Annotated in this window: 29 protein-coding genes; 15 read left to right on the top strand and 14 right to left on the bottom strand. The window is 47.2% G+C overall.

Annotated features, from left to right (window positions below; all coding sequences use genetic code 11):
* Positions 1-319: 319 nt before the first annotated feature.
* Positions 320-1120, top strand: a complete 801-nt coding sequence (locus tag ACFQPF_RS07905) for a class I SAM-dependent methyltransferase (RefSeq protein WP_379748312.1) — start codon at positions 320-322, stop codon at positions 1118-1120.
* The gene (gene lipL / locus ACFQPF_RS07910; RefSeq protein ID WP_379748314.1) at positions 1120-1956 is read left to right on the top strand and encodes an octanoyl-[GcvH]:protein N-octanoyltransferase; all 837 of its coding nucleotides are present in this window, start codon (positions 1120-1122) and stop codon (positions 1954-1956) included. The genes ACFQPF_RS07905 and lipL overlap by 1 nt, the downstream gene beginning before the upstream one ends.
* 239 nt (positions 1957-2195) lie before the next feature.
* Here the strand turns inward: lipL and ACFQPF_RS07915 are convergent, their stop codons facing one another.
* The 6 genes from ACFQPF_RS07915 to ACFQPF_RS07940 all read right to left on the bottom strand — a co-directional run bounded on the left by ACFQPF_RS07915 (position 2196) and on the right by ACFQPF_RS07940 (position 7120).
* The gene (locus tag ACFQPF_RS07915) at positions 2196-3335 is read right to left on the bottom strand and encodes a hypothetical protein (protein ID WP_379748316.1); all 1140 of its coding nucleotides are present in this window, start codon (positions 3333-3335) and stop codon (positions 2196-2198) included.
* Positions 3332-4204, bottom strand: coding sequence for an ABC transporter ATP-binding protein (locus ACFQPF_RS07920; RefSeq protein WP_379748318.1), 873 nt, complete (start codon positions 4202-4204; stop codon positions 3332-3334). Before ACFQPF_RS07920 ends, ACFQPF_RS07915 begins: the two co-directional genes overlap by 4 nt.
* The gene (locus ACFQPF_RS07925; protein ID WP_379748320.1) at positions 4194-4970 is read right to left on the bottom strand and encodes a hypothetical protein; all 777 of its coding nucleotides are present in this window, start codon (positions 4968-4970) and stop codon (positions 4194-4196) included. The genes ACFQPF_RS07920 and ACFQPF_RS07925 overlap by 11 nt, the downstream gene beginning before the upstream one ends.
* Positions 4951-5511 (bottom strand): RNA polymerase sigma factor, encoded by a 561-nt coding sequence (locus ACFQPF_RS07930; protein ID WP_379748322.1) that lies wholly within the window; start codon positions 5509-5511, stop codon positions 4951-4953. Before ACFQPF_RS07930 ends, ACFQPF_RS07925 begins: the two co-directional genes overlap by 20 nt.
* A 119-nt stretch (positions 5512-5630) precedes the next feature.
* Positions 5631-6287: a DUF3885 domain-containing protein gene (locus ACFQPF_RS07935; RefSeq protein ID WP_425589396.1), complete on the bottom strand. Its 657-nt coding sequence runs from the start codon at positions 6285-6287 to the stop codon at positions 5631-5633.
* Positions 6275-7120, bottom strand: a complete 846-nt coding sequence (locus tag ACFQPF_RS07940; RefSeq protein ID WP_379748324.1) for a DUF4037 domain-containing protein — start codon at positions 7118-7120, stop codon at positions 6275-6277. Before ACFQPF_RS07940 ends, ACFQPF_RS07935 begins: the two co-directional genes overlap by 13 nt.
* Positions 7121-7246: 126 nt before the next feature.
* Between ACFQPF_RS07940 and ACFQPF_RS07945 the strand changes: the two genes are divergently transcribed.
* Both ACFQPF_RS07945 and ACFQPF_RS07950 read left to right on the top strand, forming a co-directional pair.
* Positions 7247-7513: a SunI/YnzG family protein gene (locus ACFQPF_RS07945; protein ID WP_379748326.1), complete on the top strand. Its 267-nt coding sequence runs from the start codon at positions 7247-7249 to the stop codon at positions 7511-7513.
* Positions 7514-7549: 36 nt separating this feature from the next.
* Entirely contained in the window at positions 7550-8341 is a 792-nt protein-coding gene (locus ACFQPF_RS07950) for an aminoglycoside phosphotransferase family protein (RefSeq protein WP_379748489.1), read from the top strand.
* Positions 8342-8386: 45 nt separating this feature from the next.
* Here ACFQPF_RS07950 and pta read toward each other — a convergent pair whose 3' ends face one another.
* Complete coding sequence (gene pta, locus ACFQPF_RS07955; RefSeq protein ID WP_379748328.1) at positions 8387-9358, bottom strand: phosphate acetyltransferase; 972 nt, start codon at positions 9356-9358, stop codon at positions 8387-8389.
* A gap of 212 nt (positions 9359-9570) precedes the next feature.
* Between pta and ACFQPF_RS07960 the strand changes: the two genes are divergently transcribed.
* From ACFQPF_RS07960 to gerQ, 5 genes are all read left to right on the top strand, one after another.
* Positions 9571-10347, top strand: a complete 777-nt coding sequence (locus tag ACFQPF_RS07960; protein ID WP_379748330.1) for a sporulation protein — start codon at positions 9571-9573, stop codon at positions 10345-10347.
* A 110-nt stretch (positions 10348-10457) separates the two neighbouring features.
* A complete protein-coding gene (hemQ, locus tag ACFQPF_RS07965) occupies positions 10458-11201 on the top strand; it encodes a hydrogen peroxide-dependent heme synthase (RefSeq protein ID WP_379748332.1) in 744 nt (247 codons plus the stop codon).
* A 57-nt stretch (positions 11202-11258) separates the two neighbouring features.
* A complete protein-coding gene (locus ACFQPF_RS07970) occupies positions 11259-11735 on the top strand; it encodes a GNAT family N-acetyltransferase (protein WP_379748334.1) in 477 nt (158 codons plus the stop codon).
* A 719-nt stretch (positions 11736-12454) separates the two neighbouring features.
* Positions 12455-12886, top strand: a complete 432-nt coding sequence (locus ACFQPF_RS07975) for a cell wall hydrolase (RefSeq protein ID WP_379748336.1) — start codon at positions 12455-12457, stop codon at positions 12884-12886.
* 12 nt (positions 12887-12898) lie between these two features.
* Positions 12899-13354 (top strand): spore coat protein GerQ, encoded by a 456-nt coding sequence (gene gerQ / locus ACFQPF_RS07980; protein ID WP_379748338.1) that lies wholly within the window; start codon positions 12899-12901, stop codon positions 13352-13354.
* A 77-nt stretch (positions 13355-13431) separates the two neighbouring features.
* On the opposite strand, the gene ACFQPF_RS07985 is transcribed toward gerQ, so the two are convergent.
* Together ACFQPF_RS07985 and ACFQPF_RS07990 are read right to left on the bottom strand one after the other, a co-directional pair.
* Positions 13432-14805 (bottom strand): 4-hydroxyphenylacetate 3-hydroxylase family protein, encoded by a 1374-nt coding sequence (locus ACFQPF_RS07985; RefSeq protein ID WP_379748340.1) that lies wholly within the window; start codon positions 14803-14805, stop codon positions 13432-13434.
* Positions 14798-15289: a cysteine dioxygenase gene (locus ACFQPF_RS07990; RefSeq protein ID WP_379748343.1), complete on the bottom strand. Its 492-nt coding sequence runs from the start codon at positions 15287-15289 to the stop codon at positions 14798-14800. Before ACFQPF_RS07990 ends, ACFQPF_RS07985 begins: the two co-directional genes overlap by 8 nt.
* Before the next feature lie 181 nt (positions 15290-15470).
* Between ACFQPF_RS07990 and ACFQPF_RS07995 the strand changes: the two genes are divergently transcribed.
* On the top strand, positions 15471-15896 hold the full coding sequence (locus tag ACFQPF_RS07995; protein WP_379748345.1) for an RrF2 family transcriptional regulator: 426 nt from the start codon (positions 15471-15473) through the stop codon (positions 15894-15896).
* Between the two features lie 224 nt (positions 15897-16120).
* On the top strand, positions 16121-16627 hold the full coding sequence (locus ACFQPF_RS08000) for a HEAT repeat domain-containing protein (protein ID WP_379748347.1): 507 nt from the start codon (positions 16121-16123) through the stop codon (positions 16625-16627).
* 71 nt (positions 16628-16698) lie between these two features.
* On the opposite strand, the gene ACFQPF_RS08005 is transcribed toward ACFQPF_RS08000, so the two are convergent.
* From ACFQPF_RS08005 to ACFQPF_RS08015, 3 genes are all read right to left on the bottom strand, one after another.
* Positions 16699-17151: an ASCH domain-containing protein gene (locus ACFQPF_RS08005; protein ID WP_379748349.1), complete on the bottom strand. Its 453-nt coding sequence runs from the start codon at positions 17149-17151 to the stop codon at positions 16699-16701.
* Positions 17152-17370: 219 nt separating this feature from the next.
* Positions 17371-17739 (bottom strand): DUF423 domain-containing protein, encoded by a 369-nt coding sequence (locus ACFQPF_RS08010; protein WP_379748351.1) that lies wholly within the window; start codon positions 17737-17739, stop codon positions 17371-17373.
* Positions 17740-17985: 246 nt separating this feature from the next.
* Positions 17986-18189, bottom strand: coding sequence for a YvrJ family protein (locus ACFQPF_RS08015; protein WP_379748353.1), 204 nt, complete (start codon positions 18187-18189; stop codon positions 17986-17988).
* A 196-nt stretch (positions 18190-18385) separates the two neighbouring features.
* On the opposite strand from ACFQPF_RS08015, the gene ACFQPF_RS08020 reads away from it, so the two are divergent.
* A complete protein-coding gene (locus ACFQPF_RS08020; protein WP_379748355.1) occupies positions 18386-18559 on the top strand; it encodes a hypothetical protein in 174 nt (57 codons plus the stop codon).
* A 44-nt stretch (positions 18560-18603) separates the two neighbouring features.
* On the opposite strand, the gene ACFQPF_RS08025 is transcribed toward ACFQPF_RS08020, so the two are convergent.
* Positions 18604-18894: a YwdI family protein gene (locus ACFQPF_RS08025; protein ID WP_379748357.1), complete on the bottom strand. Its 291-nt coding sequence runs from the start codon at positions 18892-18894 to the stop codon at positions 18604-18606.
* 333 nt (positions 18895-19227) lie between these two features.
* Positions 19228-19464, bottom strand: a complete 237-nt coding sequence (locus ACFQPF_RS08030) for a hypothetical protein (RefSeq protein WP_379748359.1) — start codon at positions 19462-19464, stop codon at positions 19228-19230.
* A gap of 370 nt (positions 19465-19834) precedes the next feature.
* Here ACFQPF_RS08030 and ACFQPF_RS08035 point away from each other — a divergent pair, with 370 nt between their 5' ends.
* The 3 genes from ACFQPF_RS08035 to ACFQPF_RS08045 all read left to right on the top strand — a co-directional run bounded on the left by ACFQPF_RS08035 (position 19835) and on the right by ACFQPF_RS08045 (position 22288).
* Positions 19835-20398, top strand: a complete 564-nt coding sequence (locus ACFQPF_RS08035) for a beta-class carbonic anhydrase (protein WP_379748361.1) — start codon at positions 19835-19837, stop codon at positions 20396-20398.
* Between the two features lie 110 nt (positions 20399-20508).
* Positions 20509-20850: a YflT domain-containing protein gene (locus ACFQPF_RS08040; protein WP_379748363.1), complete on the top strand. Its 342-nt coding sequence runs from the start codon at positions 20509-20511 to the stop codon at positions 20848-20850.
* A gap of 217 nt (positions 20851-21067) precedes the next feature.
* Positions 21068-22288 (top strand): NAD(P)/FAD-dependent oxidoreductase, encoded by a 1221-nt coding sequence (locus ACFQPF_RS08045; protein WP_379748365.1) that lies wholly within the window; start codon positions 21068-21070, stop codon positions 22286-22288.
* Positions 22289-22298: the final 10 nt, after the last annotated feature.

Here is a 22298-nt window from a genome sequence, read left to right on the forward strand (position 1 = left end):
AGAAACGTATAGGAGGAAGTTGTGTACTGTTTTAAGGTTGAGTGTAGTAATTCGTCTAAAAAAAGAAAATCCCTTCTCGCCGGCTTGCTGCAGAAGGTCTCTCATCGGTGTTTTTTAGTTGCTTCTAACTGGAGTTATACCCTATTGTATCGCCGCCATAACACCCCGGCAACAACCTTTTTTCGCCAGATTTCCAACAATCCTTTCACAGTGCGGTTCTTCGAGATTGTAAATTTTTTCGGTGTGAAAAATGGTATCATATAGACTGATAACAATCTGTTAATACTGGTCAATAGATAGATACGCTGGAGGAATGAACATGGATACAGAACGCAGGGAGTCAAACGGACAAGCCTGGAACAAAAGCGCCTATAACGCATGGACGAACCGTTTCGGAACGCCTGAAAAAGCAGCGGCGAAAATCGCGGCTGATCCGCTGAAAAAGCTCGATCCGCTGCATCAATATATTGGTGATGTAAAAGGAAAAAAAGTCGTGAACCTGCTCGGCTCGCACGGCAGCAAAGCGGTTGCGCTCGCGCTGCTCGGCGCCGACACGACAGTTATCGATATTTCCGAATCAAACGCCGCCTACGCACGCGAGCTGGCAGCTGCCGCAGACGTGCCGCTGCGCTATGTGGTGGCGGATGTGCTCGCACTGCCTAACGAGGAGCTATGCGGCGATTACGACCTCGTCTTCACGGAACTTGGCATTCTGCACTATTTTACCGACCTGAACCCGTTCTTCGCTGTGGCATCACAGCTTTTGAAAAAAGGCGGCAAGCTTGTGCTGCAGGATTTTCATCCAGTCTCGACCAAGCTCATTTCGTCACAAGGCAAAAGCCAGGCGGTGAGGAAGCATAAGGTCGATGGCGATTATTTTGATGTAACGCTTGAAGTGACGGAGGTCGCGTATTCCAAGTTTCTGCCTGAGCTTCGCTATGCGAACGCGGAAGAGCGCGCACCGTTTCAAGTATCCCTGCGCAAATGGACGCTCGGAGAAATCGTCACGGCCATCGGCAGCCAGGGCCTTTGGATTCAGCAGCTGATCGAGGAGCCTCATGCCGAAGAATTCGACCGCGGCATTCCGAAAACCTTTATCATCACAGCGGAGAAGCTGTAATGAACGAGAGTTTGCTGCGCCAGAGGACATGGCGCTTGATCGACCAGTCGTTTCTCGGACCTGCGTTTGATGCGCGCCAAAGCTTCGCGACTGATGACACACTGTGCGCGTCCGTCGGAAAAGGCGAGTCCCCGTCCACCGCCCGTACGTGGGTGCATCACGATACGATCGTGCTCGGCATACAGGATGCACGGCTGCCGCATCTGCGTGATGGTATCGCGTTTTTGGAGAGTGAAGGCTATCGTGTGATCGTGCGGAATTCCGGCGGACTCGCTGTCGTGTTAGACGAAGGCGTGCTGAACATCTCGCTTATTTTTGCTGAAAAAGATCACAAGATTGATATTGATCTTGGCTACGACACGATGGTGGAGCTTGTGCGGATGATGCTCGAGCCGTACGGTTTGGTTTTTGAAGCGCGCGAGATTGAAGGCTCTTATTGCCCAGGAAGCTATGATTTGAGCATCGGTGGCCGCAAATTCGCCGGCATCTCGCAGCGCCGCATGCGCGGCGGCGTCGCCGTACAGATCTACCTTTGCGCAAGTGGCAGCGGGTCCGAGCGCGCAGCCGTGATTGGCGAGTTTTACAAGCGCGCTTTAAACGACGAGTCTACTAAATTTTCGTATCCGGTGATCCGGCCTGAAGTGATGGCGTCATTAAGTGAGCTTGCCGGGGTGGAGATCACGGTGATGGACATGCTGCAGCGTTTGCTCGTTGTGCTTGGTGAGGTTTCAGATGAATTTGTAAGCGAAGGTCTTTCCGTTGAAGAGTCTGGCATGATGACGGTGAATTTGGAGCGGATATGGGAGCGGAATGAGAAGGTGTTTGCAGGGTTGTAGAAGCCCGCTCTCGCTTTGGGCTAGACTGGGCTGGGCTGCAAATAAGATGGCATTTGTGCAAGTAACGGTGTCGAAAAACAAATAAAAAATGTGCCTGCAAACAAATTTTCGAGATCTGCAAACAAGTGGAGAAAATTTGCAAATAAAGTTCTCTAATTTGCAAATAAACTTCCCAAATTCGCAAATAAATCCGACAGACTTATTTAAAAGGGTGTCCCGCGTGACCGGGACACCCTTCTTTAAACGACTTCTTTCCTCACAATCAGGAATCTAGCCAAATATATGGCGAGTCCCAGCACAATAACCGCAACAACTATGCCTACATAAGGCGCAATAACCGGCATTCCGAAAAGACTCACCGACTTGAATTTCTCGAACAAGCCTTCCACTTTCATGATGTTGGTGAGGCTGTACGTTAACAGGTTGTTCACCCATTCTTGGTCCATTCCGAGCATACTCTCTATAAAGACAGGCAATCCGAACACGACTCCGGCTCCGAACAGGGCGATCATGGATGAGCGGGAAATCATCGAGACGATGACAATGACTCCAGCCAGCGCCAGTGCGCCAAGAACATGAATGCCCATCTGAATACCGTGGTATTCTGCAAGCGTCATGCTGTATGGAGAGAAATAATACTTGAAGGAATACTGCAATGGCAGATTCCAGCCATCAGCACCGTATAAATACGTCCACATACTCACGCTGTATAGTTCCCAAACCGCCACAACAGACAGAGCGTATAGGAAGGAAGCGTACATTTTCGCGCGCATTACCTTTTCTCTTCCATTTTTTGCGCTTAACATGTAATTCTCCACCCCTGAAGAGCGCTCGCTGGAATAAATGCCAGCCAGTCCGACAACCAGCAGTAGCCCAGAGAACACGAGACCGAACGTATTCACTGTATCGACGATTTCCTGCGGTCCGTCATGATAAGCGAACGTGTTCACTTGCACTTGGCTGTACATCTGTTTTTCGAGCTTCAGCTTATTAACGAGCGCATCATCGCCAGCTGATACTGCTTTTATTATGCGCTTTTCAATTTGAGCGATCTGAGCTTTTGCACTGTTCGTACTGTTCTTTCCATATGCAAGCATTTCGGACATGCTGTACTCCACACGTTCTCGGTCGCTTAGGTCTTCGAATCTTCCCTCTTCTACTTCTGGCATTGTTTTTGAAATATCATCGTAAAGCTTTTTCGCTTTATCCATTTTTTCCGTAGTAATCGGTCCTGCCCATTCTCTGTATACTTCGCGGCTCATCGTCCGGTCTTCTCTACCTAGCGCATTTGTTGTGAAAAAGGCAAGCATGACGACAGCGACGATATAGATCGTTTTTTGCTGAAAGATTTTCTTTAATTCCCAACGCAGCAGGTTCATGCGCTCACCTCTTCATCAAAATAGTACAAATACAGATCCTCTAAGTTAACGGGCACGTTGACGGCTTGCGGAGACGGCTTTTTCTCCGAAATAATACGCAGGTCGATGCCTTCCGCTTTTCTCGTAATATTGCCGACCTTATACGTGGCCTGGTAGGACGGTATTTCCGCGTCGCTCACATCGACACTCCACACGTTCGTCGCGATATGCTGCATCAGGTTTTGCGGCGTGTCTTTCTGAATCAGCTTGCCGTCCTTCATGATTAAAATTTCTTTCGCGATATATTCGATATCGGATACGATATGCGTCGATAGCAGCACGATACGGTCGCTCGCGATCTCGGCGAGCAGGTTGCGGAAGCGGATGCGTTCTTTCGGATCGAGTCCTGCTGTCGGTTCATCGACAATCAGCACTTTCGGGTCATTGAGCAGTGCCTGTGCGATGCCCACGCGCTGTTTCATTCCACCTGAGAGCTTGCCCATCTTCGTTTTTCGGCTGTCGGTCATGTTCACCATCAGCAGCAGCTCTTGAATCCGTTGCTTTGCTTCACCTTTTTCCAGCCCTTTTAAACTCGCGATATACATCAAAAATTTCTCGACTGTGAAATTTTTATAATAGCCGATATGCTGCGGCAAATAACCTAGTAAATCGCGGTATTGTGCGCCCATATCGCTTATGTCTTCACCGTTCAGCGTAATGACGCCAGATGTTGGCGTCGATACGGCAGCAAGCATTCTCATCAGCGTCGTCTTGCCCGATCCATTCGCGCCAAGAAACCCGTACACCCCGCTCGTCAGTTCGGTCGTGACACCATCGACCGCCTTTTTGTCACCGAAAACCTTTGAAACGTTCTCTAATTTAAGCTTCATATCCCGCACTCCTCACGTTCATTTTTTTCATGTTTCGTATTCCAATCACCCAAAGTAAGATGCCCGTTAGGAGACCAATCGCGGCTGGCGTACTGTCCATCTCAACCACCATGTTCTGAAATGTCTCAACCTGCAAAGCCCAGTAACAAAATGAAACCCACACCGCTGTGACGATTCCACTCGATATGCTGCTTTTCACGCTCATCGCAAACAAAAACGAGATGCTGGTTACGAGTACATACGGCACCGTCCAGCTAATCAATAGCTTTGAAAATAGCAGATCTGGATATACAATTGAAAACGATATCCACAGCACCGTGTTCATCATAAGGTTGAACACCCCTACCATTAACAGCCTCGACATCATAATCTGCTGGGTGCTGTATTTCAGTGACATTTCCAGCTCCATTAGACCTTCATCCCGACTTTTGAAAATTTCATAAAGTGCCGATATAAAGGGAAGCGGAGCGAGAATGAAAGCCATCATATACGGATCGATGGTCTGCTCGATCAGCGTGACCGCACCAAGTGTGAGGAAAATGGCGTTCAACACCCAGAACGCCGCATCAAAATGAAGAAGCTCGCGCATGCTGTTTTGCAGCAGTGACACCGCACCGTTTTGCACGATGCGCAGCCGGTTTTTCTTTTTTGGAGCATGTGCCATAATCATTGCAATCGAACTCTCCATCTCATCTTCATTAGGAAAATCGACAGAATATAGTTCTAAATAGCGCTGCACTTCTGCGTCAATTGGTTCGTTTTTCATCACATTCACCTCTGTTCAAATAAATTTTCAGCTTGCCGAGTCCTTGCTTCAGCCTCGATTTGACGGTCGGCACGCTCGTGTTCGTCATAGACGCGATGTCTGCTAGTTTCATATCGTTGTAATATTTGAGTAAAATGGCCTCACGCTGAAAGTCCGGCAAGTCGAGCAGTGCCTGCTGGATTTCTTTGCGCTTCTCATTTTTCTCAAAAATCGACGCGACGCTTTTCTCTTTTTTCATATCTGTATCAAGCAGCTCATATGTATGCTGATGCTCTTTATGATGCTTGCTTTTCAAGTGATCTCTCGCGGTATTGCCCGCAACCGTCAGCAGCCAGCTCTTAAATTCAGAGGACGGCTTGTACTTATCCAGCTGACGCAATGTCTTGATAAAGGTCTCTTGCGTCAGGTCCATGGCGAGCTCCTTCTCTCCCGTCATTCGGTAAAGAAAGGTGTACACGAGCTTATAATAGCGCCGCACCAGTATTTCCTGGCTCGCCGCACTGCCGCCCTTCGCCTCAGCAATCAGCTCCCAATCCGTCATAATCACACCTCCACTAAGCTAACGAGAAAATATGGAAAAAGATTTAAGGTTTTACTAAATTATACTAATTTCTTAAAAGAGGCATAAAGAAAACACTGCAAAACCGCAGTGTTTCATCGTTATCGTTTAAACGTTTCATCTATCTCTTTTCGATCGTAATCTAGAATCCACGCATTGTAATCGTGATACATGTGTTCAAGGGATTCTCTTGACGTGCCAAGAACGTCACAGCCTCTATCGTCATAGATGAAGAAAATGGTCCCTTTCGTCCGGTTAATAAAGTAGATTTCGTGTGGGATTGACGGCTTCATTCCCATATCGTGACGGCAAATCGCCTTAATCATAGGATGAAGACGCAAATCCTCCATCCGGCAAGTTAGAGTAAACACATGCGTGGCACATTCATCGTCTTCCTCATCCTCCGCATACATATACGGCAGAGTTTGGTGAGTTAATGTGCGCAGCATGGATCGTTCTTTTATATATTTTGAAAAAAAGTGTAAATGCCCAGGTTGCTTGATGCCATATCCATAATCACTTACGCTTGCAGCGACGATGAGCTGGTCTTCTTTTTCATGCAGCGAGTGGAACAGCGTTAACGCTTTTTTATACACATTTTCTAGGTACAGCTGATCATCATCACCGCTGAGTGACATGACACCAAGCTCAAATCGTATGGCATAGTCCCATTGATAAAACAGTGGCATCCTCAGCTCCAGGCCTGGAAAGATTGTCTTGATAAACTCATTTAGCCTGTTCTGATTTATTGTTTCCAATGGGTGTTTCCTTTCACGATTTCTGTTTTCTTACGGTATGTTTCCACATCCAGATCAGGATAGCGCGCTTCCACAAGGTCGTACACGTCTCGGATCAGATAGTCCATAATACTGACCGCCTCTGGTGCTTCTACTGTAAAGACGCGCTCGAACCTTTCAGCTGCTATTTCAGGCGCAATGGTCATCTGTCCTATCGTTCTGTGAAGCCATTTGAATCCTGGATGCTGCACGTACATCCCGTTTAGGGCATGCAGCATACCGAGCAGGTTGTGCTGAACGTGCGTGATGGTCGAGTAAAGCAGGACATAATCCTTGCGATGGACAAGCCCCGCCCGGTTCATCCAGCGTGCCCCCATCTCCAGGCGCTCTTGAATCATCGCTTTTGCCAGTTCATCCGGGTATACGGCAATCTTCTGTTTCATCGACTCAATATCATCGTGACCATATAGCGCTTCTCCCGCTTCGATCGCCGAGAGCAGCGCCTGTTCGTCGAGGGAGGTAGAGAAATCCTCTGTTACGTGCTCGATCACCTTTTCCACCGTTTCGATACGGAAACTGCTAATTTCAATTTTTATACCGTCGACGATGTAAGACTCTGACCATTCTTCCTCCTCATAGTCAAAGTAAGAAAGAATTTCACCATTCAGCTGCTGGATCGCCGATTTGCGGTCTTCATCACTCGGGTCCGCGCTCCAAAAAATATGGATCTCAATATCAGAGAACGCATCCTGCCAGCCGCGCGATACCGATCCTGCCAGCATGATCGCTTTCACTTTCGGATTTTGACTGTATATCGCTGCCGCTTCTTCGGCTCGTTTATAGAAATTAATCATTTCGCCTTGCTCCTTTTAACACTAATTTTCAGTTCTCTTTATTTTACTTGATATTTTCAAAATATTAAAACGCATTCTTACATTTTATGTTAACGTTAATAAACAAAAGACAAGGCGGGAATACGAATGGAGTTATATGAGATAAAGGTAAGAAAAAACGGGGATAACCTGGTGATTGCCTATCAATTGCTTAATCTTGAAATTCCGTTAACCGAGATCACGGACGTGGTGGAGGATGATACATATGGCGGGGAGGAAAAGGCAGCGATCCGAATCGGAAATCCATATGACAACACAGACCGAGTAGTAATCCAAACAACAAAAGAAACGTATATTTTGTTCACAAACATCGGCGGGATGAAGGAGAGGATTCTTTCTTTTCTTGCGGCATAGTGGGTGAACAGGATGAAACAATTGGAGGGGGACGGTTTGTCCAACCTGGAAAACGAAGAACGACTTGCAGGCGGAAATGTATCAAGCGTCTATCGTGTAGAAAATACCGTTCGCCGCGAGTTAAAACCTAACAGCAAGAATGTTCACACGCTATTGAACCATTTGGAAAACAACGGGTTTCACTATGCACCAAAATTTCTGGGCATAGATGAAAAAGGCAGAGAGATGTTGTCCTTTATAGAAGGTGAAGCCGGCACCTATCCTTTAAAAGAATATATGTGGTCAGATGATGTATTAAAAGACATAGCCGCCGTGCTTCGTCTATACCATGACACGGTAAGTGATTTTCCTTTGAATGAAACGTGGAAGCCGATTGATCACACACCCGAACCGTTTGAAGTACTGTGTCATAATGACTTTGCGATATACAACATGATCTTTAAACATAAAATGATGGCAGGCATCATTGATTTTGATGTGGCGGGTCCTGGACCCAGACTTTGGGACATCGCCTACGCGCTATACACATGCGTACCGTTAAGCAGATTTTATTATACTGAAACAGGCGACACCGTTTTTTATCAATCTTCGCAGCATGCTAATCGTATTAAAAGACGAGTGAAATTGTTTTTTGAATCGTACGGTGAGAAAAGAAATGAACGTTATCTAGAAATGGTGCTGCTGCGTTTAGAAGGGTTATGTAAAACAATTGAAAGAAAAGCAATGGAAGGCGATGCGGCGTTTCAACAAATGATAGCTGAAGGGCATCTTCAACATTATCAGAAAGATATATCATTCATTCTTAAACACGGAAAAGAATGGACGTAAAAAAAAAGCACTTCGACTCGCGCGCAGTGCTTTTTCCGTGTTATTTTATAGTGCCTGCATCGCTGTGATCAATGCGAGCTTGTATACGTCTTCTGCGTTACAGCCGCGTGACAGGTCGTTCACTGGCATGTTCAATCCTTGCAGAATCGGTCCGATCGCCTCATAACCGCCGAGGCGCTGTACCATTTTGTAGCCGATGTTGCCGGCTTCAAGACTTGGGAATAAGAACACGTTCGCTTCCCCTTTGATCGCGGATTGCGGCGCTTTTTTCTCGGCAACCGACGGCACGAATGCAGCATCGAACTGCAGCTCGCCGTCAAATGGGAAGTCCGGGTTCATCTCAGCGAGTAGTTTCGTTGCATCTACCACTTTTTCCGTTTCAGGAGAGTTCGCCGATCCCTTCGTTGAGAACGAAAGGAGCGCTACTTTCGGGTCGATGCCGAATACGCGTGCTGTGTGTGCGCTTACGACAGCGGACTCCGCAAGATCGCTTGCTGAAGGTGAAATGTTGATCGCACAGTCCGCGAACACGTACTTCTCCTCGCCTTTTACCATGATGAACGCGCCGGACGTTTTCTTGACGCCTTCTTTTGTCTTAATGATTTGAAGCGCCGGACGGACTGTGTCAGCCGTTGAATGCGCCGCACCGCTCACTAAACCGTGGGCTTTTCCTGTATATACAAGCATCGTGCCAAAATAGTTGCCGTCAAGCAGTGCTGTGCGCGCCTGCTCTTCGGTCGCCTTGCCTTTGCGGCGCTCGACGAATGCCGCGACAAGCTCGTCAAAGCCGTCGTATTCTCTCGGGTCGATAATTTGCACACCAGTCAAGTCATGACCAAGCGTGTTTGCGATACCTTCTACCTCTGATACGTTGCCGACCAAGATTGGCTGCAATACGTTTTCGCTCGCGAGACGGCTTGCTGCTTCTAAAATACGCTCATCCGTTCCTTCCGGAAACACGATGACCGGATTCGCTTGCTGCACTTTATTTTTCAAATCTACGAATAAATCACTCACAACAAAAACCTCCTATAGTAAGGAACAATGTATCTTCCCTTACAGCTTACTCCTTTTCATCACCTATTTAAACCTATCCCCATTTATGTAAGCGGTTGAAACAAGAAGTCTTTTTTTTCGGAAATTTCAGAGGAAACGGACTTCGTTTATTGAATCTTTTCGTTATAGACTCCGTATAAAGTGGAGAAAACATTTTGCAGGAGGTTATCATTATGTCATTTGTGAACCGCATGCTCGCGAGCGTTGGGATCGGCGCAGCGAAAGTGGATACTGTACTGGACAAAGATACTTACTCACCAGGTGAGAACGTGACCGGCACGGTGAAAATTTATGGAGGCAAGGTCGAGCAGGAGATCGACCATATCACTCTTTTTGTGATGACGGAATATTACCGGGAAGTTGACGATAACAAAGTCCGCGAAACAACGGCTCTCGCAAAGTACACGGCTGCTTCCAAAATAAAAGTAGCGGCTAATGAGAACAAAGACATTCCGTTCTCGTTTGCTCTTCCCGCTGAAACGCCGTATACGATCGGCCAGACGCCTGTCTGGATTAAAACAGGGCTCGATATCCAGATGGCGGTTGACCCGACAGACAACGATTTTATCAAAGTGCTGCCGGATGCGTCCGCTTCTGCCGTGTTCTCAGCTGTTGAACACATCGGGTTCAAGCTTCGCAAAGCGAATTGTGAGCTCGCACCGCGTTTCTTGCGGTCAAGCGTTCCTTTTATCCAAGAGTTCGAGTTCGTGCCGATGAGCGGCGCGTTCTACCGCAAGCTCGATGAGCTTGAAGTGATCATGCTTCGCCAAGGAACGGGCATTGAGCTGCTGCTAGAAATTGATAAAAAAGCAAAAGGCCTATTCGGGATGCTTGAATCTGCGATGGACATGGACGAACGCAAAGTGCGCGTGAGCCTGACTGGGGCGCAGCTGCAGAATCCGCAGGTGCTCGGCCGCGAACTGGAGCAGCTGATTCAGCGGTATATCTAACTGCTTTTTAAGAAGCTGCCTCAAATCCTGGGGCGGCTTTTTCTCATTGTGCGGGTAATGTGATAAAATCTGAAGTGGAACGAAAACTTGGAATCAAGGAGTGGATACATATGAGCGAAGCAGCAGTGACACTAGACGGCTGGTATTGTTTACATGATTTTAGAACGATGGATTGGGCCGCATGGAAGACGCTTACGAGCGACCAGCGCGAGCTTGCCATCCGTGAATTTATGACTTTCCTTGAAAAATGGGAAAATACAGAAGCTGAAAATGCAGGCAGCCACGCGCTGTACAGCATTGTTGGCCAAAAAGCGGATTTCATGATGATGCTACTTCGTCCGACGATGGAAGAGCTGAACGAAATTGAGAACGCGTTCAACAAAACAATGTTCGCGCAATACACGATCCCTGCACACTCGTACGTGTCGGTCGTCGAGCTGAGCACGTACAACCCGGTAAACGAAGCGGGCGAGATGGATCCGATGATCAAGGCGCGCTTGTTCCCTGAGCTGCCAAAATGGAACCACGTGTGCTTCTATCCGATGGACAAGCGCCGCGAAGGCAACGACAATTGGTACATGCTGCCGATGGAAGAGCGCAAGAAAATGATGTACTCGCACGGCATGATCGGCCGCAGCTATGCAGGCAAAGTGAAGCAGATCATTACCGGTTCTGTCGGGTTCGACGACTGGGAGTGGGGCGTCACACTGTTCGCGAACGACGTGCTACAGTTCAAGAAACTCGTGTACGAAATGCGCTTTGACGAAGTATCCGCACGCTACGGCGAGTTCGGCTCCTTCTATGTGGGGAACATCCTGACGAAAGAAAAAGTTCCGGCGTTTTTGAATGTGTAAATAACCATTAAGCCCATTTCCTTTGTTAGGAGTGGGCTTTTTTCTGAGGTGATTGCTATGAACGTTGAGCTTGTTAAGATGAATGAAGTAGATTTCGAGCATTTTCTGGATACCGCCGTCGTGAATTTTGCGGAAGATAAAGTGCGGAACGGGAGCTGGAAACGTGAAACCTCTTTAGAGCAATCGCAGGAAGCGTTCGGAAACCTGCTGCCTGATCGTGAGAAAACAGAGAACCATTACTTGAAGAATATTGTGGTGGAAGGCGAGACTATCGGGTATCTTTGGTATGCGGTACACAAAGAACAGCAGCCAAATTATGCATATTTGTATGAAATATTCGTTTCGGCTGAACATCGCGGGCGCGGTTTTGGTAAACAAGTGATGACCCTTTTCATGCAAGAAGTGAAAGCGCTGGGGATCGATGACGTCTGGCTCCACGTGTTCGGCCACAATAACGGCGCTCTTAAGCTATATCAGCAATTAGGCTTTGAGATCACGGACTATAATATGAGAGCGAGTACATCGCTGTTTTAAAGCTTTGAAGACCGGGGTCCGGTACGTTTCCATTTATACGCTGTTATAGCAGCGATGGGTGTAAACTGTACCGGACCCCTTTTTTGTGAAAGCCCGGACAATGATGATTTTTAACTAGTTTAAGAGCTTTATTGATCAAATGTTGTAACTTTGGGCTGAATTGATGTGAGTTTTTGAGTAGTTGTCGTGACTTTTCCGATAAATGTCACGACTTTTCCGGAAATTGTTGCAAGCGGCGTTTGAGCCAGTCAGCCAGTAAATTTATAAAAATATGGGGGTCCGGTACAACCCCACAAATTCGGCGTTATAGCGCCGTTTGTTGGAAAAAGTACCGGACCCCCTCATTTCTCCTCATTTTAACTTCCTACATCCACGAACATAAAAAATGATTTTAACTAGCTTAGTAAGTATTTCTTTAAAAACTAGCTAAAAAAACGCTCAATCTGATCGTTTCCAGACCAGTTCGGTGCATGATCTGTTTTAGCTTCCATTGGCTGTGGGGTCCGGTACCATTATCACAAAACGCCGATATGGCACTCTTCATCGTAAATGGTACCGGACCCCGACCTTCCCCCGACCTTCCAAGTATCACAACATTGACCCCGCCCATGAAATGGTTGGTCTACCTCCCCCCTGCTCGTCATACATATTAACGGTAAGACTGTCTTTATTTGTTCTTGTACAACCATGATTATGTATGCACCTGGGAGGGGACAACAATGGCGGTCATTAATTATACATCCAAAGATGTGGATCTTCTGGCGCGGCTGATTCGTGCGGAAGCAGAGGGTGAAGGTGATCTTGGCATGCTGCTCGTCGGCAACACTGGCGTTAACCGAATTCGTTCGAACTGCCTTGATTTCAAAAAAATCACGAACATGAGGCAGATGGTGTTTCAGCGCCCGGGCGGATTCGAGGCGACCATTAAGGGCTACTTTTACCAAGGGGCCCGTGCGAACGAGCGGCGGCTGGCGCAGCAGGTCATCAACGGCAGAAGATACCGTCCGGCGACAAACGCGCTTTGGTTTTTCGATCCGAAGGGCGCGTGTCCGCCGAAGTGGTATAACCAGCCACATTCCGGAAGCTACAAAGCTCACTGCTTTTACCAGCCTACACAAAGCGATTGTCCGAATGTCTTTAACACGTTCTAGGGAGGTTTATGAATGAACAACTGGTATTATCCGTATTATCAGCAAGGCTATTATTGGGACGGACGGCCTAACGGCCAGCAGGCAGGATACGGCGTCCCGCAGCAGATGGCTCAGTCACAGCAGGCGCCTGGTGCGGGCTATTCGCAGACACAGGATTTCGCCTCGCCGGGCCAGCTTCCGCTTGAGCAATCATACATCGAGAACATTCTGCGCATGAACAAAGGCCAAGTGGCCACGGTTTACATGACGTTTGAGAACAACGAAAAGTGGAACGCGAAAATTTTCAAAGGCATCATTGAAGCAGCCGGGCGTGATCATATCATTTTAAGCGACCCGCAGACCGGCAAGCGCTACCTGCTTCTCATGGTGTACGTCAACTACATTACGTTCGACAACGAAATCGAATACAGCTATCCATACGGCGGCCAGCAGCAGGGCCAGCAAATGACCACATACAGCCCGCGCTGATAGCCTCGACTCACGTGCCCGTGCGGCTGCAAAAAGAAGAAACGGAGAAAGGAAATCCCTTCTCCGTTTTTTGATGATTACAAATACCTCTCCACCATCGTTTTCCATCTCTCTTTATCATGCGCCAAATATTGCCCTGCTTTGTTGCGAATCGGATCGCCGGCATAATACCGTTCGTATAGTTCATGCCGCGAACCGAGCGGGCTGCTCGTTAAATCCCACGCAAGCTTGAACAGCTTTGTCCGTGTCACAGCATCCGTACCCGCTCCTTTAAAATACTTTTGCAGCAAGTGCGAAACATCTCCGTGCAAGTCACTCACACTGGACGGCGTCTGGATCAGTCCGCCCGCTCCGATCAGCTGAATCACTTCAAGCGCGTGCGGATAATAGACAGCGCCGAGGTTACGCGCCGTTTCAATATACGAAAAATCCGGGATATACGTGCCATATGCGTCAACCTGTCCGCCCGCTTCCGACGCAATCAGGAGGGCTTTAATCGTCTGGCACTGCATGAGCAGCTCGCCCATCTTTTCTTGGACGTGCAAATAGCCCGCAGCACCGATCGTTTCAGCGATTTCGTTCGCGACAGCGGCCGCAAATTCCAGCTTGATCTGCAGTCTCGTAATCGCTTGATGATACGCTAGCCCGCTTGAGACTTTATCATTTTTAATGCTCCACAACGCATCAGGGTTTTCATGCAGCAGCACCCGCTCCCACGGAACGAGCACATCATCAAAAATTAAGAGAGCATCCATCTCGTCAAACCGCGCGCTCAGCGGATGATCACCCGCTGCATTTGATGAAAACGGTTCACGGCAGATCATATGCAAGCCAGGTGAATCAGCCGCAACGAGCAGCATGGAGGACTGCTCCTTCTGCTCCTCTCCCCATTTTGCGAGCGGATAGACGATCAAGTCATTGCTGTACGGAGCAGACGTGCCGATCATTTTGGCTCCGCTCACACGTACGCCTTCACTCGTCTTTTTCGTGATCCGCAGCAAACCGAGTTCCTCTGCCGCAATGCTTCCATCCGCTGAACGGTTGATCTGCGGATCGCGCTGGACCACGGTTAAAAATCGCTGCTCTCTTTTCGCACCCTCATAAAAAGCTTGTATTTTATCAGGAAATTGGCCATCATACTGCCGATAATGTTCGCGGTTGGCGTACCAGCCTGTCAGACGTGACCTCGCGTAATCGGATAAGCGGCTCATCACACCGGACGTCGCCAAACTCCACGCTTCAAACGCGGCTCTTCTTTTTTCAAGGTCAGCAAGCGAGTTGGGCACAAGAAAGGCGGTCTGGACATCATCGTTCCTATCATAAAGAGCGCTGATGGTGGAGAGCGTACCGGTAAAATGCGGGTCATTCGTCACGTCCACCCTTTTTCCAAACAGCCAGACGTTTCGGTTGTCACGCAGACTTTGTATGAAGCGCTCCCCCTTATCACCCATGGGGCTTTACCTGTTGATCCTCTTTAGCAAAAAAAACCCTGCCGCGGCCGAGTGGCGGAGAGTACACATGCAGGGAAATGGCCGGTGTCAGGGCGGGATTGAGCATGGCGTGAGTCGTTTCACCGCTAACCGAAAAAGTCTCTTCTCTTTTGTACAGCTGGCTATCCACAAACAACAGCTCCTCTTCTCGTTCTTCATAGATCATGTTCAGCACGTTTCCTTCTACGATGTAAATCCAGCCGTTTGAATACCCGTGGTCATGCACGAGCGTTTTGGCAAGCGGGGGCAGATAGACGAGAATCACTTCGCTGTTATCATTTTTAAAAATCACGTTCCTCCCGTATTCCAGCCCTTTTGGTGCCAGCAAGTAACGGGAGACATCCTCTGCTGTTGGTTTTAATTCCTCAAATACACGATCGATGTGCGCTTCATCATAGTGCGTCAATTGTGTTAACGCCTGTTCCACCTTGTTCAAAAAATCCACTAACATTCACCCTTTTATGGTTGTTTGACGATAAAGTTGATGAACTTTGTCGCCTTTATGCTTTCACTTTATGACGAGGACCGTACAAGCGTGCCTGAGGCTGTTAAAAATAGACACGAAATACGTATAAATCAGCGCTTGTGCCATAAAGTGTACAAAGGGCATAAAGAAGGAGAAGCCTATGAAAATATCAAGCAAAGGGGAATACGCACTGCGGGCGCTTATTGTACTTGGGGGAAAATACGGATCCGATCTTGTCCAGACGAAAGACATCTCATCTGAAACGCTCGTTCCGCCGCCGTATCTCGAGCAAATCTTGTTAACACTAAAAAATCACGGCTACGTGAAAAGCAAGCGCGGAGCAAAAGGCGGATACTCGTTAAAGCGTCCGCCATCTGAGATCGTAATCGGAGATGTGGTGCGCGACCTCGAAGGACCGCTCGCACCGATGAGCTGCGTGAGCCTTACATCCTACGAGTACTGCCTGCTTGAGGATAGAGGGTGCCTGCTCAAGCCGCTCTGGAGCCTCGTCCGCGACGTCGTAGCCGAACTTCTCGACCATACTACTCTCGAAGACTTGCTCGCAGGAAATCTTCCAAAAAGATAGGGGTCCGGTACACATCCACATGATTTCCTGATGTAAAGAGGAATGTTGCGGATGCGTACCGGACCCTTTTTATCATAGCAGTATAATTTAAAGGATTTAGCGAAGCTCGAACGAATATATAATATCTCATCTTACTAATAGGTGTGTATCAATGAAATGGCAGTTATTCTTGTATCAGACAAAATGTTCATTACGTGTGCACCATAGACTGGAGGATCCGAGCATTGAACCATGAGCATGCACTAACCATTTTAAATAAATATTCTCCCATGCCTGATGATGATCAGCTGACACAAGAAATAGTCGATGAGTATCGAAGTGTCATTGAGTACATAGACGAACAGCCGTCGGACATTCTCTATTTAAAACCTTTGCTGCATTCGTTAGGAGCCTTTGACGGATGGGGAGTGTACGAGGTGACACGGACAATCCTTGTTGCATACGAAAGCTCACAAATCATCCCCTATCTTAAAGAAGGCCTTTTAAGCAGTTTAAACGGAAGAAAGTATTGGTGCACACTACTCGCCACCGATTTTCCCGATGAAAGCCTCATCCCTTTATTGGTACAAACATTACATGATCCCCTCGAGGAAATTAGGGTGCATTCTGCCATGGCTTTAGAATCAATCGGAAATCCCTGCGTAATCGATGAACTAAGAAAAAGGATGGCATTAGAAAGCGATGAGGACGTCATTGACGTGTTTCAAGAAGCTATTGATTCTTTAAAATAGGCGTTTTCGCAGAGATTGTTGCTATCAACTGTCAGAGCTGATCTTCTCTGAAAAAACCCAAGCACTTTTCCCTATCTCTTTACATCAATTAACGCAAAACGCTCACATACCACCATCATATCCTCTGAAAATGCAAGGCCCACTTTACTTAATTCTTCAGTGAACCATTTTTCGTGGGCCTCTTTCCAATATAGATACGTTCGATTTCCTTCGCCTTCTGCAATAGCAAATTCTTCTGGAACTTCATTCATGGGCATGATCTTAACATCTGTTGTTTTAATAATCGCCAAAGGTTCTTCCCTGCTATTTAAAATCACGCTATACTCTTCAACGGAAGGCAAGGGCTCGTTCTCTCTTTCATAAAATACCAGGCCAGAACAGGTGGCTGTCTTCACACCATCTATGACAAGCTGTGCTAAATGGTCTGGATTAGCTCCGAATTGCCATGCACTAACTGTTTTTGGTTTTTCTTGACTTTGAGACTTCCAAAATGCGTCCCAATACATTTGTGCGGCTTCATTCATATAATTTCTCTCCCTATTAAGTAAACTACCTTAAGTAAATACGCCCCTTTCAATAAAAAACCTTCTCAGTCATTCCGAGTCACTGAGCTAGAGTCCGTTTCTTTCCATCCGCAGACTTATGATAAGCACTTATCCCTGAACATTTACATATCTACCAAAATAAAGAGTCCAACTCTTTTACGAATTGGACTCTTGCCTTAATATTGTCATTTACAGTAATTAAGCCTTCACAACCGCCATCACAACAAGCACCCAGCCGATGATGAAGGCGAGTCCGCCGAATGGTGTGATGATGCCGAGCTTGGAGATGCCTGTGTTGCTGAGCACGTACAGACTGCCAGAGAACAGGATGATACCGGCGAACATTGCCCATCCAGCGCCCGTTAGCAGTCCTGAAGCTGGCCACTTTCCGATGAGTATTCCCACAGCCAGCAGTCCAATCGCATGATACATATGATATTGCACGCCTGTTTTAAACACATCGAGCATTTTGGCAGAAAGCTTTCCTTCCAATCCGTGTGCCCCGAACGCGCCGAGTATGACGGCTAGTCCAGCGTTGATCGCGCCTAAAATTAAAAACAATTTCACAATCGTTCCACTCCTATTTTTTCTTTATCATACCATGCTGTACCCCGTAACCGAACATACGCCTATAATTGTCACAAAATCTTGCAATTAGTGGCGGAACACTTGTCCCATGATAGAGAGAACTTGGCTGACGCCAAGCATTTTCGCGTCAGACTTAGTTGCACTTATACTATGGACTTTAACTTTTGGCCACGTCGAGTAATCATTCTTTGCCAAAAAGTTATACTTTCCTATAGTGTAAAAAAATTAATGTCTTCTTTCCAAGAAACCCATGTACTGGTCGATTCGTTTGACCATTTCTTCCTGATCATCGAGCTGTTCGTGCAGCTGCCTGATCGTTTCCTCAAGGCTTTGAATTCTTTTTTCGAACTGCAGCATCAGATAGCCGGCCATCACGATCGGAAATCCGACATTGCTCAATAGATTCAGCCATTCATTCGTACCGTTCATTTTTTCCACCCTCTCTTTTTAGGAACGCATGTTCGTATATTTATTATAAAACGCGAACATACTTTTGGCTATCATACCTTTTGAGGATATGGAAAACATGACCAATGTCCTAGCCGTAATTTTCGTACGATAGGTTTTGAATACTGGGATTCGGGTAAAAAAGAACTAACTAACTTACATAATGGGGGGCAGCAAAATGGAGAACATTCTTATTACAAGCTTTTATTATGTTATCGGGTTGATTGGTCTGGCACTCATCGGCATGGCGGCGGCTGTCTATTTTTCCGGGTTAAAGGTGACCTTGGTCGAGCAAGAAGCCTCTGCCGAAGAACGAATGAAGCAGAATGCCGGTGCGACAAGGCTTATATAAAGAAAGAGCGGTGCAGAAATGACTGCAGTCCGCTCTTTTTTGCGTTAAAAATCAAAAATCGAATCGCCGTTTCCTTCGTCATCCTCGTCTTGCCTCTTTTTCGGTGCAGCGGACGGCTGCGCGCCGAACTGGGGAGGCACCTGGACCGGGTGGGAAGGCACCCATGTTTTGACTTCTGGCTGTGCCGGCTGTTCACCTGAGTCAAGCATCAGATCACACAGCGCCTGGATGGCTGCCGCATGCTGTCGCACTTTTGGCGACGACTCACTATGGCGCTTCATTTCTTCCAAATGCTGTTCTATTTTTGAAGCAAATTGCTGTACTGATATATTCATCACGATCACCTATTGTTTTTTTCCTAGTGTACCATAAAGGCCCTTTATTCTCTAAAAGCACATAAAGAAAACTTGGCTGACGCCAAGCTTTTACGTCAGCCTTAGCTGCCCTTATACTTTGATCGTTAACTTCTTGACTGCGTCGACTTCCTTCTCTGTTAAAAAGTTATCTTTTAATAAAAGTGCAAAAAAGACAGCCTAAATAAAGCTGCCCGAAACGTGCCGCGCCAATTTCGTTTATTCGTAAAAGACCACGTCAAATGTACGGACAACTACCCGATGGCCCCATCCCCTTTCTTCTCATTTCCACAGCTACACGTATGCTGGATTTTTTTATGACGTGTCCAAAAGCCACACTTTACGAAAGACAGAATCAGAGACAATCTTGCGGATGACATATAATTCCACTGCACGCTCACGATCTGGTGCATTCTTATGAGCGACTGGCGATGTTCCCTGTGCGGCAACCACTGCTTGTCCGATCTGCGGGTTAACGTACATTCTCAGAGCTGCCATTGCCACCTGCCCTGCGGCTAGCACGATCCATACGATATACGTGTACATTTCCATCCTTTTCATCCTCCTTTTAAATGGTCGTTCATCTATATTTGATCATGAAAACGAAAAACTCGTGGCTCCCCCTTTCTTCCTGACAAGATGGTAAATCTATCAGTCTATGTGCTGTTACCTGTGATTATACGCACCTCATTCTCAAATGTTTGTCATAATGACGGAGGAGGAAGTGCCTTTTTATCTTCAAAAACTGATGAGAAGATACAAATTGTTATCGTTTTTTTGGCCATGTCATAAAAAGAGGTTGTAAACCCCCTTATTTTTTAGCGATTTACAGGCTAATATGAGGAGAGAAAGCAATCCTTTTTTTTTCTGCGCTTATTTTGATAGAATTTAGAGTATACACATTACAAACTAGGAGGAAATCATGTCCATTCTTACTGAAATTCTGCAGCATAACGAACAGTTTGTAGAAAATAAGGAATATGTGCCCTATCAGACCACGAAGTTTCCGGAAAAGAAGATGGTGATCGTCACGTGCATGGATACACGATTAACGGAATTGCTTCCTGCGGCGATGAATATTAAGAACGGCGACGTCAAAATTATCAAAACAGCCGGAGCCGTCATCTCTCACCCGTTCGGCTCAATTTTGCGAAGCATTCTTGTCGCGATCTATGAGCTGAAAGCGCAGGAAGTGTGCGTGATCGGCCACCATGATTGTGGAATGGCCGGCTTGAACGCGGATGCTTTTATTGAAAAAATGAAAGACAGAAGCATTCCGGAAGAAACGCTGAGCGCGTTAAAATATTCTGGCATTGATCTAAATCAATGGCTGAAAGGCTTCAGCCGAGTGGAAGATGCGGTCGCTAATAGTGTGGAGATGGTGAAGAATCACCCGCTTCTGCCAGAAGGGATCCTTGTTCACGGGCTTGTCATTGACCCGAAGACAGGAAAGCTTGATGTGGTGACACAAGCAGAAGCAGAGTAGAATTTATAGTACATTTTTATCACTTTTGGTTGGAATAAGCGGTTTTAGGTTTCATTCCTTTACAGACGGTGAATGGTATAACCAACTTCGTTTAAAGGGAGAGATGTGAAATGGTACGTCCAACAATTCATGAATTTTTCAGTGAACAGGAACTTATCCAGGCAGCGCACGAGTATAAAAACCGCGGTGTCAGTGACAGCGATCTATACGTCTTGACCCACGAAAAGGATGATACGAAACAGCTCGCTGATGTGTCGGACACGAACACGATCGGGCTGAAAGAGGAAGGTCTCGGAACAGCGCTTAAGAACGTCTTCAATTCGCGCGGTGACGAGCTTCGCAACAAATTGGAAGAAATCGGCCTTACGCAAACAGAAGCGCAGGAATACGAGCGCAAGCTGGACACCGGTGCGATGCTTCTTATCGTGAAAGACACGAGCATGAGCTTATAAACGAAAAGACAGCCGCCGAGCAGCTTCCTGCTCGGCGGTTTTTTTCATTCAAGCAGGGGGTCCGGTACCATTTCACAAATACTTGATTATTCACCCGCATTTGGGCTAATGGTACCGGACCCCGTTTTTGAAATTTCTTCTAGAAACCGCACATTGGCGGGCATCCTGCTGTTTCCTTGTGCTTCCCCGCGGGTACAGTTACCATCAGGAGGCGAATATGATGAGAGATGAACGTAACGGCGTGTACTGGCCGTCCACATATAATCATGAAATGGAATACCCTGCTTTAACGGAAAATGAATCGTGTGATGTGCTCATTGTTGGCGGCGGGATGACAGGAGCGTTATGCGCGCACACGCTCGCCAAGGATACGAATCTGGATGTCGTGTTGATTGACCGGAAAAAAACAGCGTATGGCAGCACCCCAGCCAATAACGGCATCTTGAAGTTTTCAAGTGATAAGATGCTCCATGAACTCATACGCGAGATCGGAACAGATGATGCGGTCTATTTTTATGAAATGTGCCAGGAATCATTGAAAAAGCTGAGCCGGCTGGCGCTCGACCTGAACATGGGCAGCGATTACCGAATCCGTAACAGCCTGTATTACGCGAGCACGGCTGAAGATGCGGTAAAAGTGGCAAAGGAATACGAGGCGCTCCACCATTATGGGTTCCCGGTTCATTTTGTGAAGGAAAAGGATATGTTAAAATACGTTCCCTTCCACAAGCCCGGTGCCATCCTGACAGAGGGTGATGCCGATATGAACCCTTTCCGCTTTGCTCAGGAAATCGTGAAATCAGCGGCTGGAATGGGCGTCCGTGTGTACGAAGAGACCCCTCTGCTTCATAAATCTAAGGGCAGCGATTATTTTATCATTGATACTGGCCGGGCCATCATCCGGGCCAAAACCCTGCTGTTTGCAACAGGCTACGATAACGATTTTCTCGCACAGCAGTTCGGAGCGAACCTGAACCGCTCCTATGCTGTCATTACGGAGCCAGTGCCAGCGATAAAAGGCTGGAACGATAAGTGTATGATATGGGAAACAAACCGTCCGTATTTGTATATGCGAACGACCGCAGACAACCGGATCATTGCTGGAGGGCTGGATGAGGATAAGCTGGAGGAGCCAATTGACGATCAGTTAATCGGACGAAAAGCCGATCGCCTGCTGAAGAAAATCAATGAAATGTTCCCAGATGTGAAGCCCGTCCTCGCACAGGCCTGGTACACGACGAGCGGCGAATCGCATGACGGACTGCCGTATATCGGTGAACACCCGAACAACGAAGGCGAGTACTATTGCCTCGGTTTTGGGGGCAACCGCACGCTGTACAGCATGATTGGCGCCGAGGTGATCAAAGAACTTCTCACAAAAGGCAGCCACACAGCAGAAAAACTCTTTTCTTTATCCCGTGTGCCTGTGCTTCAATAGAAAAAACCAC

It is taken from the genome of Fictibacillus iocasae (genome assembly GCF_042665465.1).
Lineage (GTDB): Bacteria > Bacillota > Bacilli > Bacillales > Fictibacillaceae > Fictibacillus > Fictibacillus iocasae.

Excerpts from the sequence above, each read along its gene's own strand:
- ACFQPF_RS07905 (WP_379748312.1), top strand. The coding sequence starts at position 320 with ATGGATACAGAACGCAGGGAGTCAAACGGACAAGCCTGGAACAAAAGC.
- lipL (WP_379748314.1), top strand. The coding sequence starts at position 1,120 with ATGAACGAGAGTTTGCTGCGCCAGAGGACATGGCGCTTGATCGACCAG.
- ACFQPF_RS07915 (WP_379748316.1), bottom strand. The coding sequence starts at position 3,335 with ATGAACCTGCTGCGTTGGGAATTAAAGAAAATCTTTCAGCAAAAAACG.
- ACFQPF_RS07920 (WP_379748318.1), bottom strand. The coding sequence starts at position 4,204 with ATGAAGCTTAAATTAGAGAACGTTTCAAAGGTTTTCGGTGACAAAAAG.
- ACFQPF_RS07925 (WP_379748320.1), bottom strand. The coding sequence starts at position 4,970 with ATGAAAAACGAACCAATTGACGCAGAAGTGCAGCGCTATTTAGAACTA.
- ACFQPF_RS07930 (WP_379748322.1), bottom strand. The coding sequence starts at position 5,511 with ATGACGGATTGGGAGCTGATTGCTGAGGCGAAGGGCGGCAGTGCGGCG.
- ACFQPF_RS07940 (WP_379748324.1), bottom strand. The coding sequence starts at position 7,120 with ATGATTAATTTCTATAAACGAGCCGAAGAAGCGGCAGCGATATACAGT.
- ACFQPF_RS07945 (WP_379748326.1), top strand. The coding sequence starts at position 7,247 with ATGGAGTTATATGAGATAAAGGTAAGAAAAAACGGGGATAACCTGGTG.
- ACFQPF_RS07960 (WP_379748330.1), top strand. The coding sequence starts at position 9,571 with ATGTCATTTGTGAACCGCATGCTCGCGAGCGTTGGGATCGGCGCAGCG.
- hemQ (WP_379748332.1), top strand. The coding sequence starts at position 10,458 with ATGAGCGAAGCAGCAGTGACACTAGACGGCTGGTATTGTTTACATGAT.
- ACFQPF_RS07970 (WP_379748334.1), top strand. The coding sequence starts at position 11,259 with ATGAACGTTGAGCTTGTTAAGATGAATGAAGTAGATTTCGAGCATTTT.
- ACFQPF_RS07975 (WP_379748336.1), top strand. The coding sequence starts at position 12,455 with ATGGCGGTCATTAATTATACATCCAAAGATGTGGATCTTCTGGCGCGG.
- gerQ (WP_379748338.1), top strand. The coding sequence starts at position 12,899 with ATGAACAACTGGTATTATCCGTATTATCAGCAAGGCTATTATTGGGAC.
- ACFQPF_RS07985 (WP_379748340.1), bottom strand. The coding sequence starts at position 14,805 with ATGGGTGATAAGGGGGAGCGCTTCATACAAAGTCTGCGTGACAACCGA.
- ACFQPF_RS07995 (WP_379748345.1), top strand. The coding sequence starts at position 15,471 with ATGAAAATATCAAGCAAAGGGGAATACGCACTGCGGGCGCTTATTGTA.
- ACFQPF_RS08005 (WP_379748349.1), bottom strand. The coding sequence starts at position 17,151 with ATGAATGAAGCCGCACAAATGTATTGGGACGCATTTTGGAAGTCTCAA.
- ACFQPF_RS08015 (WP_379748353.1), bottom strand. The coding sequence starts at position 18,189 with ATGAACGGTACGAATGAATGGCTGAATCTATTGAGCAATGTCGGATTT.
- ACFQPF_RS08020 (WP_379748355.1), top strand. The coding sequence starts at position 18,386 with ATGGAGAACATTCTTATTACAAGCTTTTATTATGTTATCGGGTTGATT.
- ACFQPF_RS08025 (WP_379748357.1), bottom strand. The coding sequence starts at position 18,894 with ATGAATATATCAGTACAGCAATTTGCTTCAAAAATAGAACAGCATTTG.
- ACFQPF_RS08030 (WP_379748359.1), bottom strand. The coding sequence starts at position 19,464 with ATGGAAATGTACACGTATATCGTATGGATCGTGCTAGCCGCAGGGCAG.
- ACFQPF_RS08035 (WP_379748361.1), top strand. The coding sequence starts at position 19,835 with ATGTCCATTCTTACTGAAATTCTGCAGCATAACGAACAGTTTGTAGAA.
- ACFQPF_RS08040 (WP_379748363.1), top strand. The coding sequence starts at position 20,509 with ATGGTACGTCCAACAATTCATGAATTTTTCAGTGAACAGGAACTTATC.
- ACFQPF_RS08045 (WP_379748365.1), top strand. The coding sequence starts at position 21,068 with ATGATGAGAGATGAACGTAACGGCGTGTACTGGCCGTCCACATATAAT.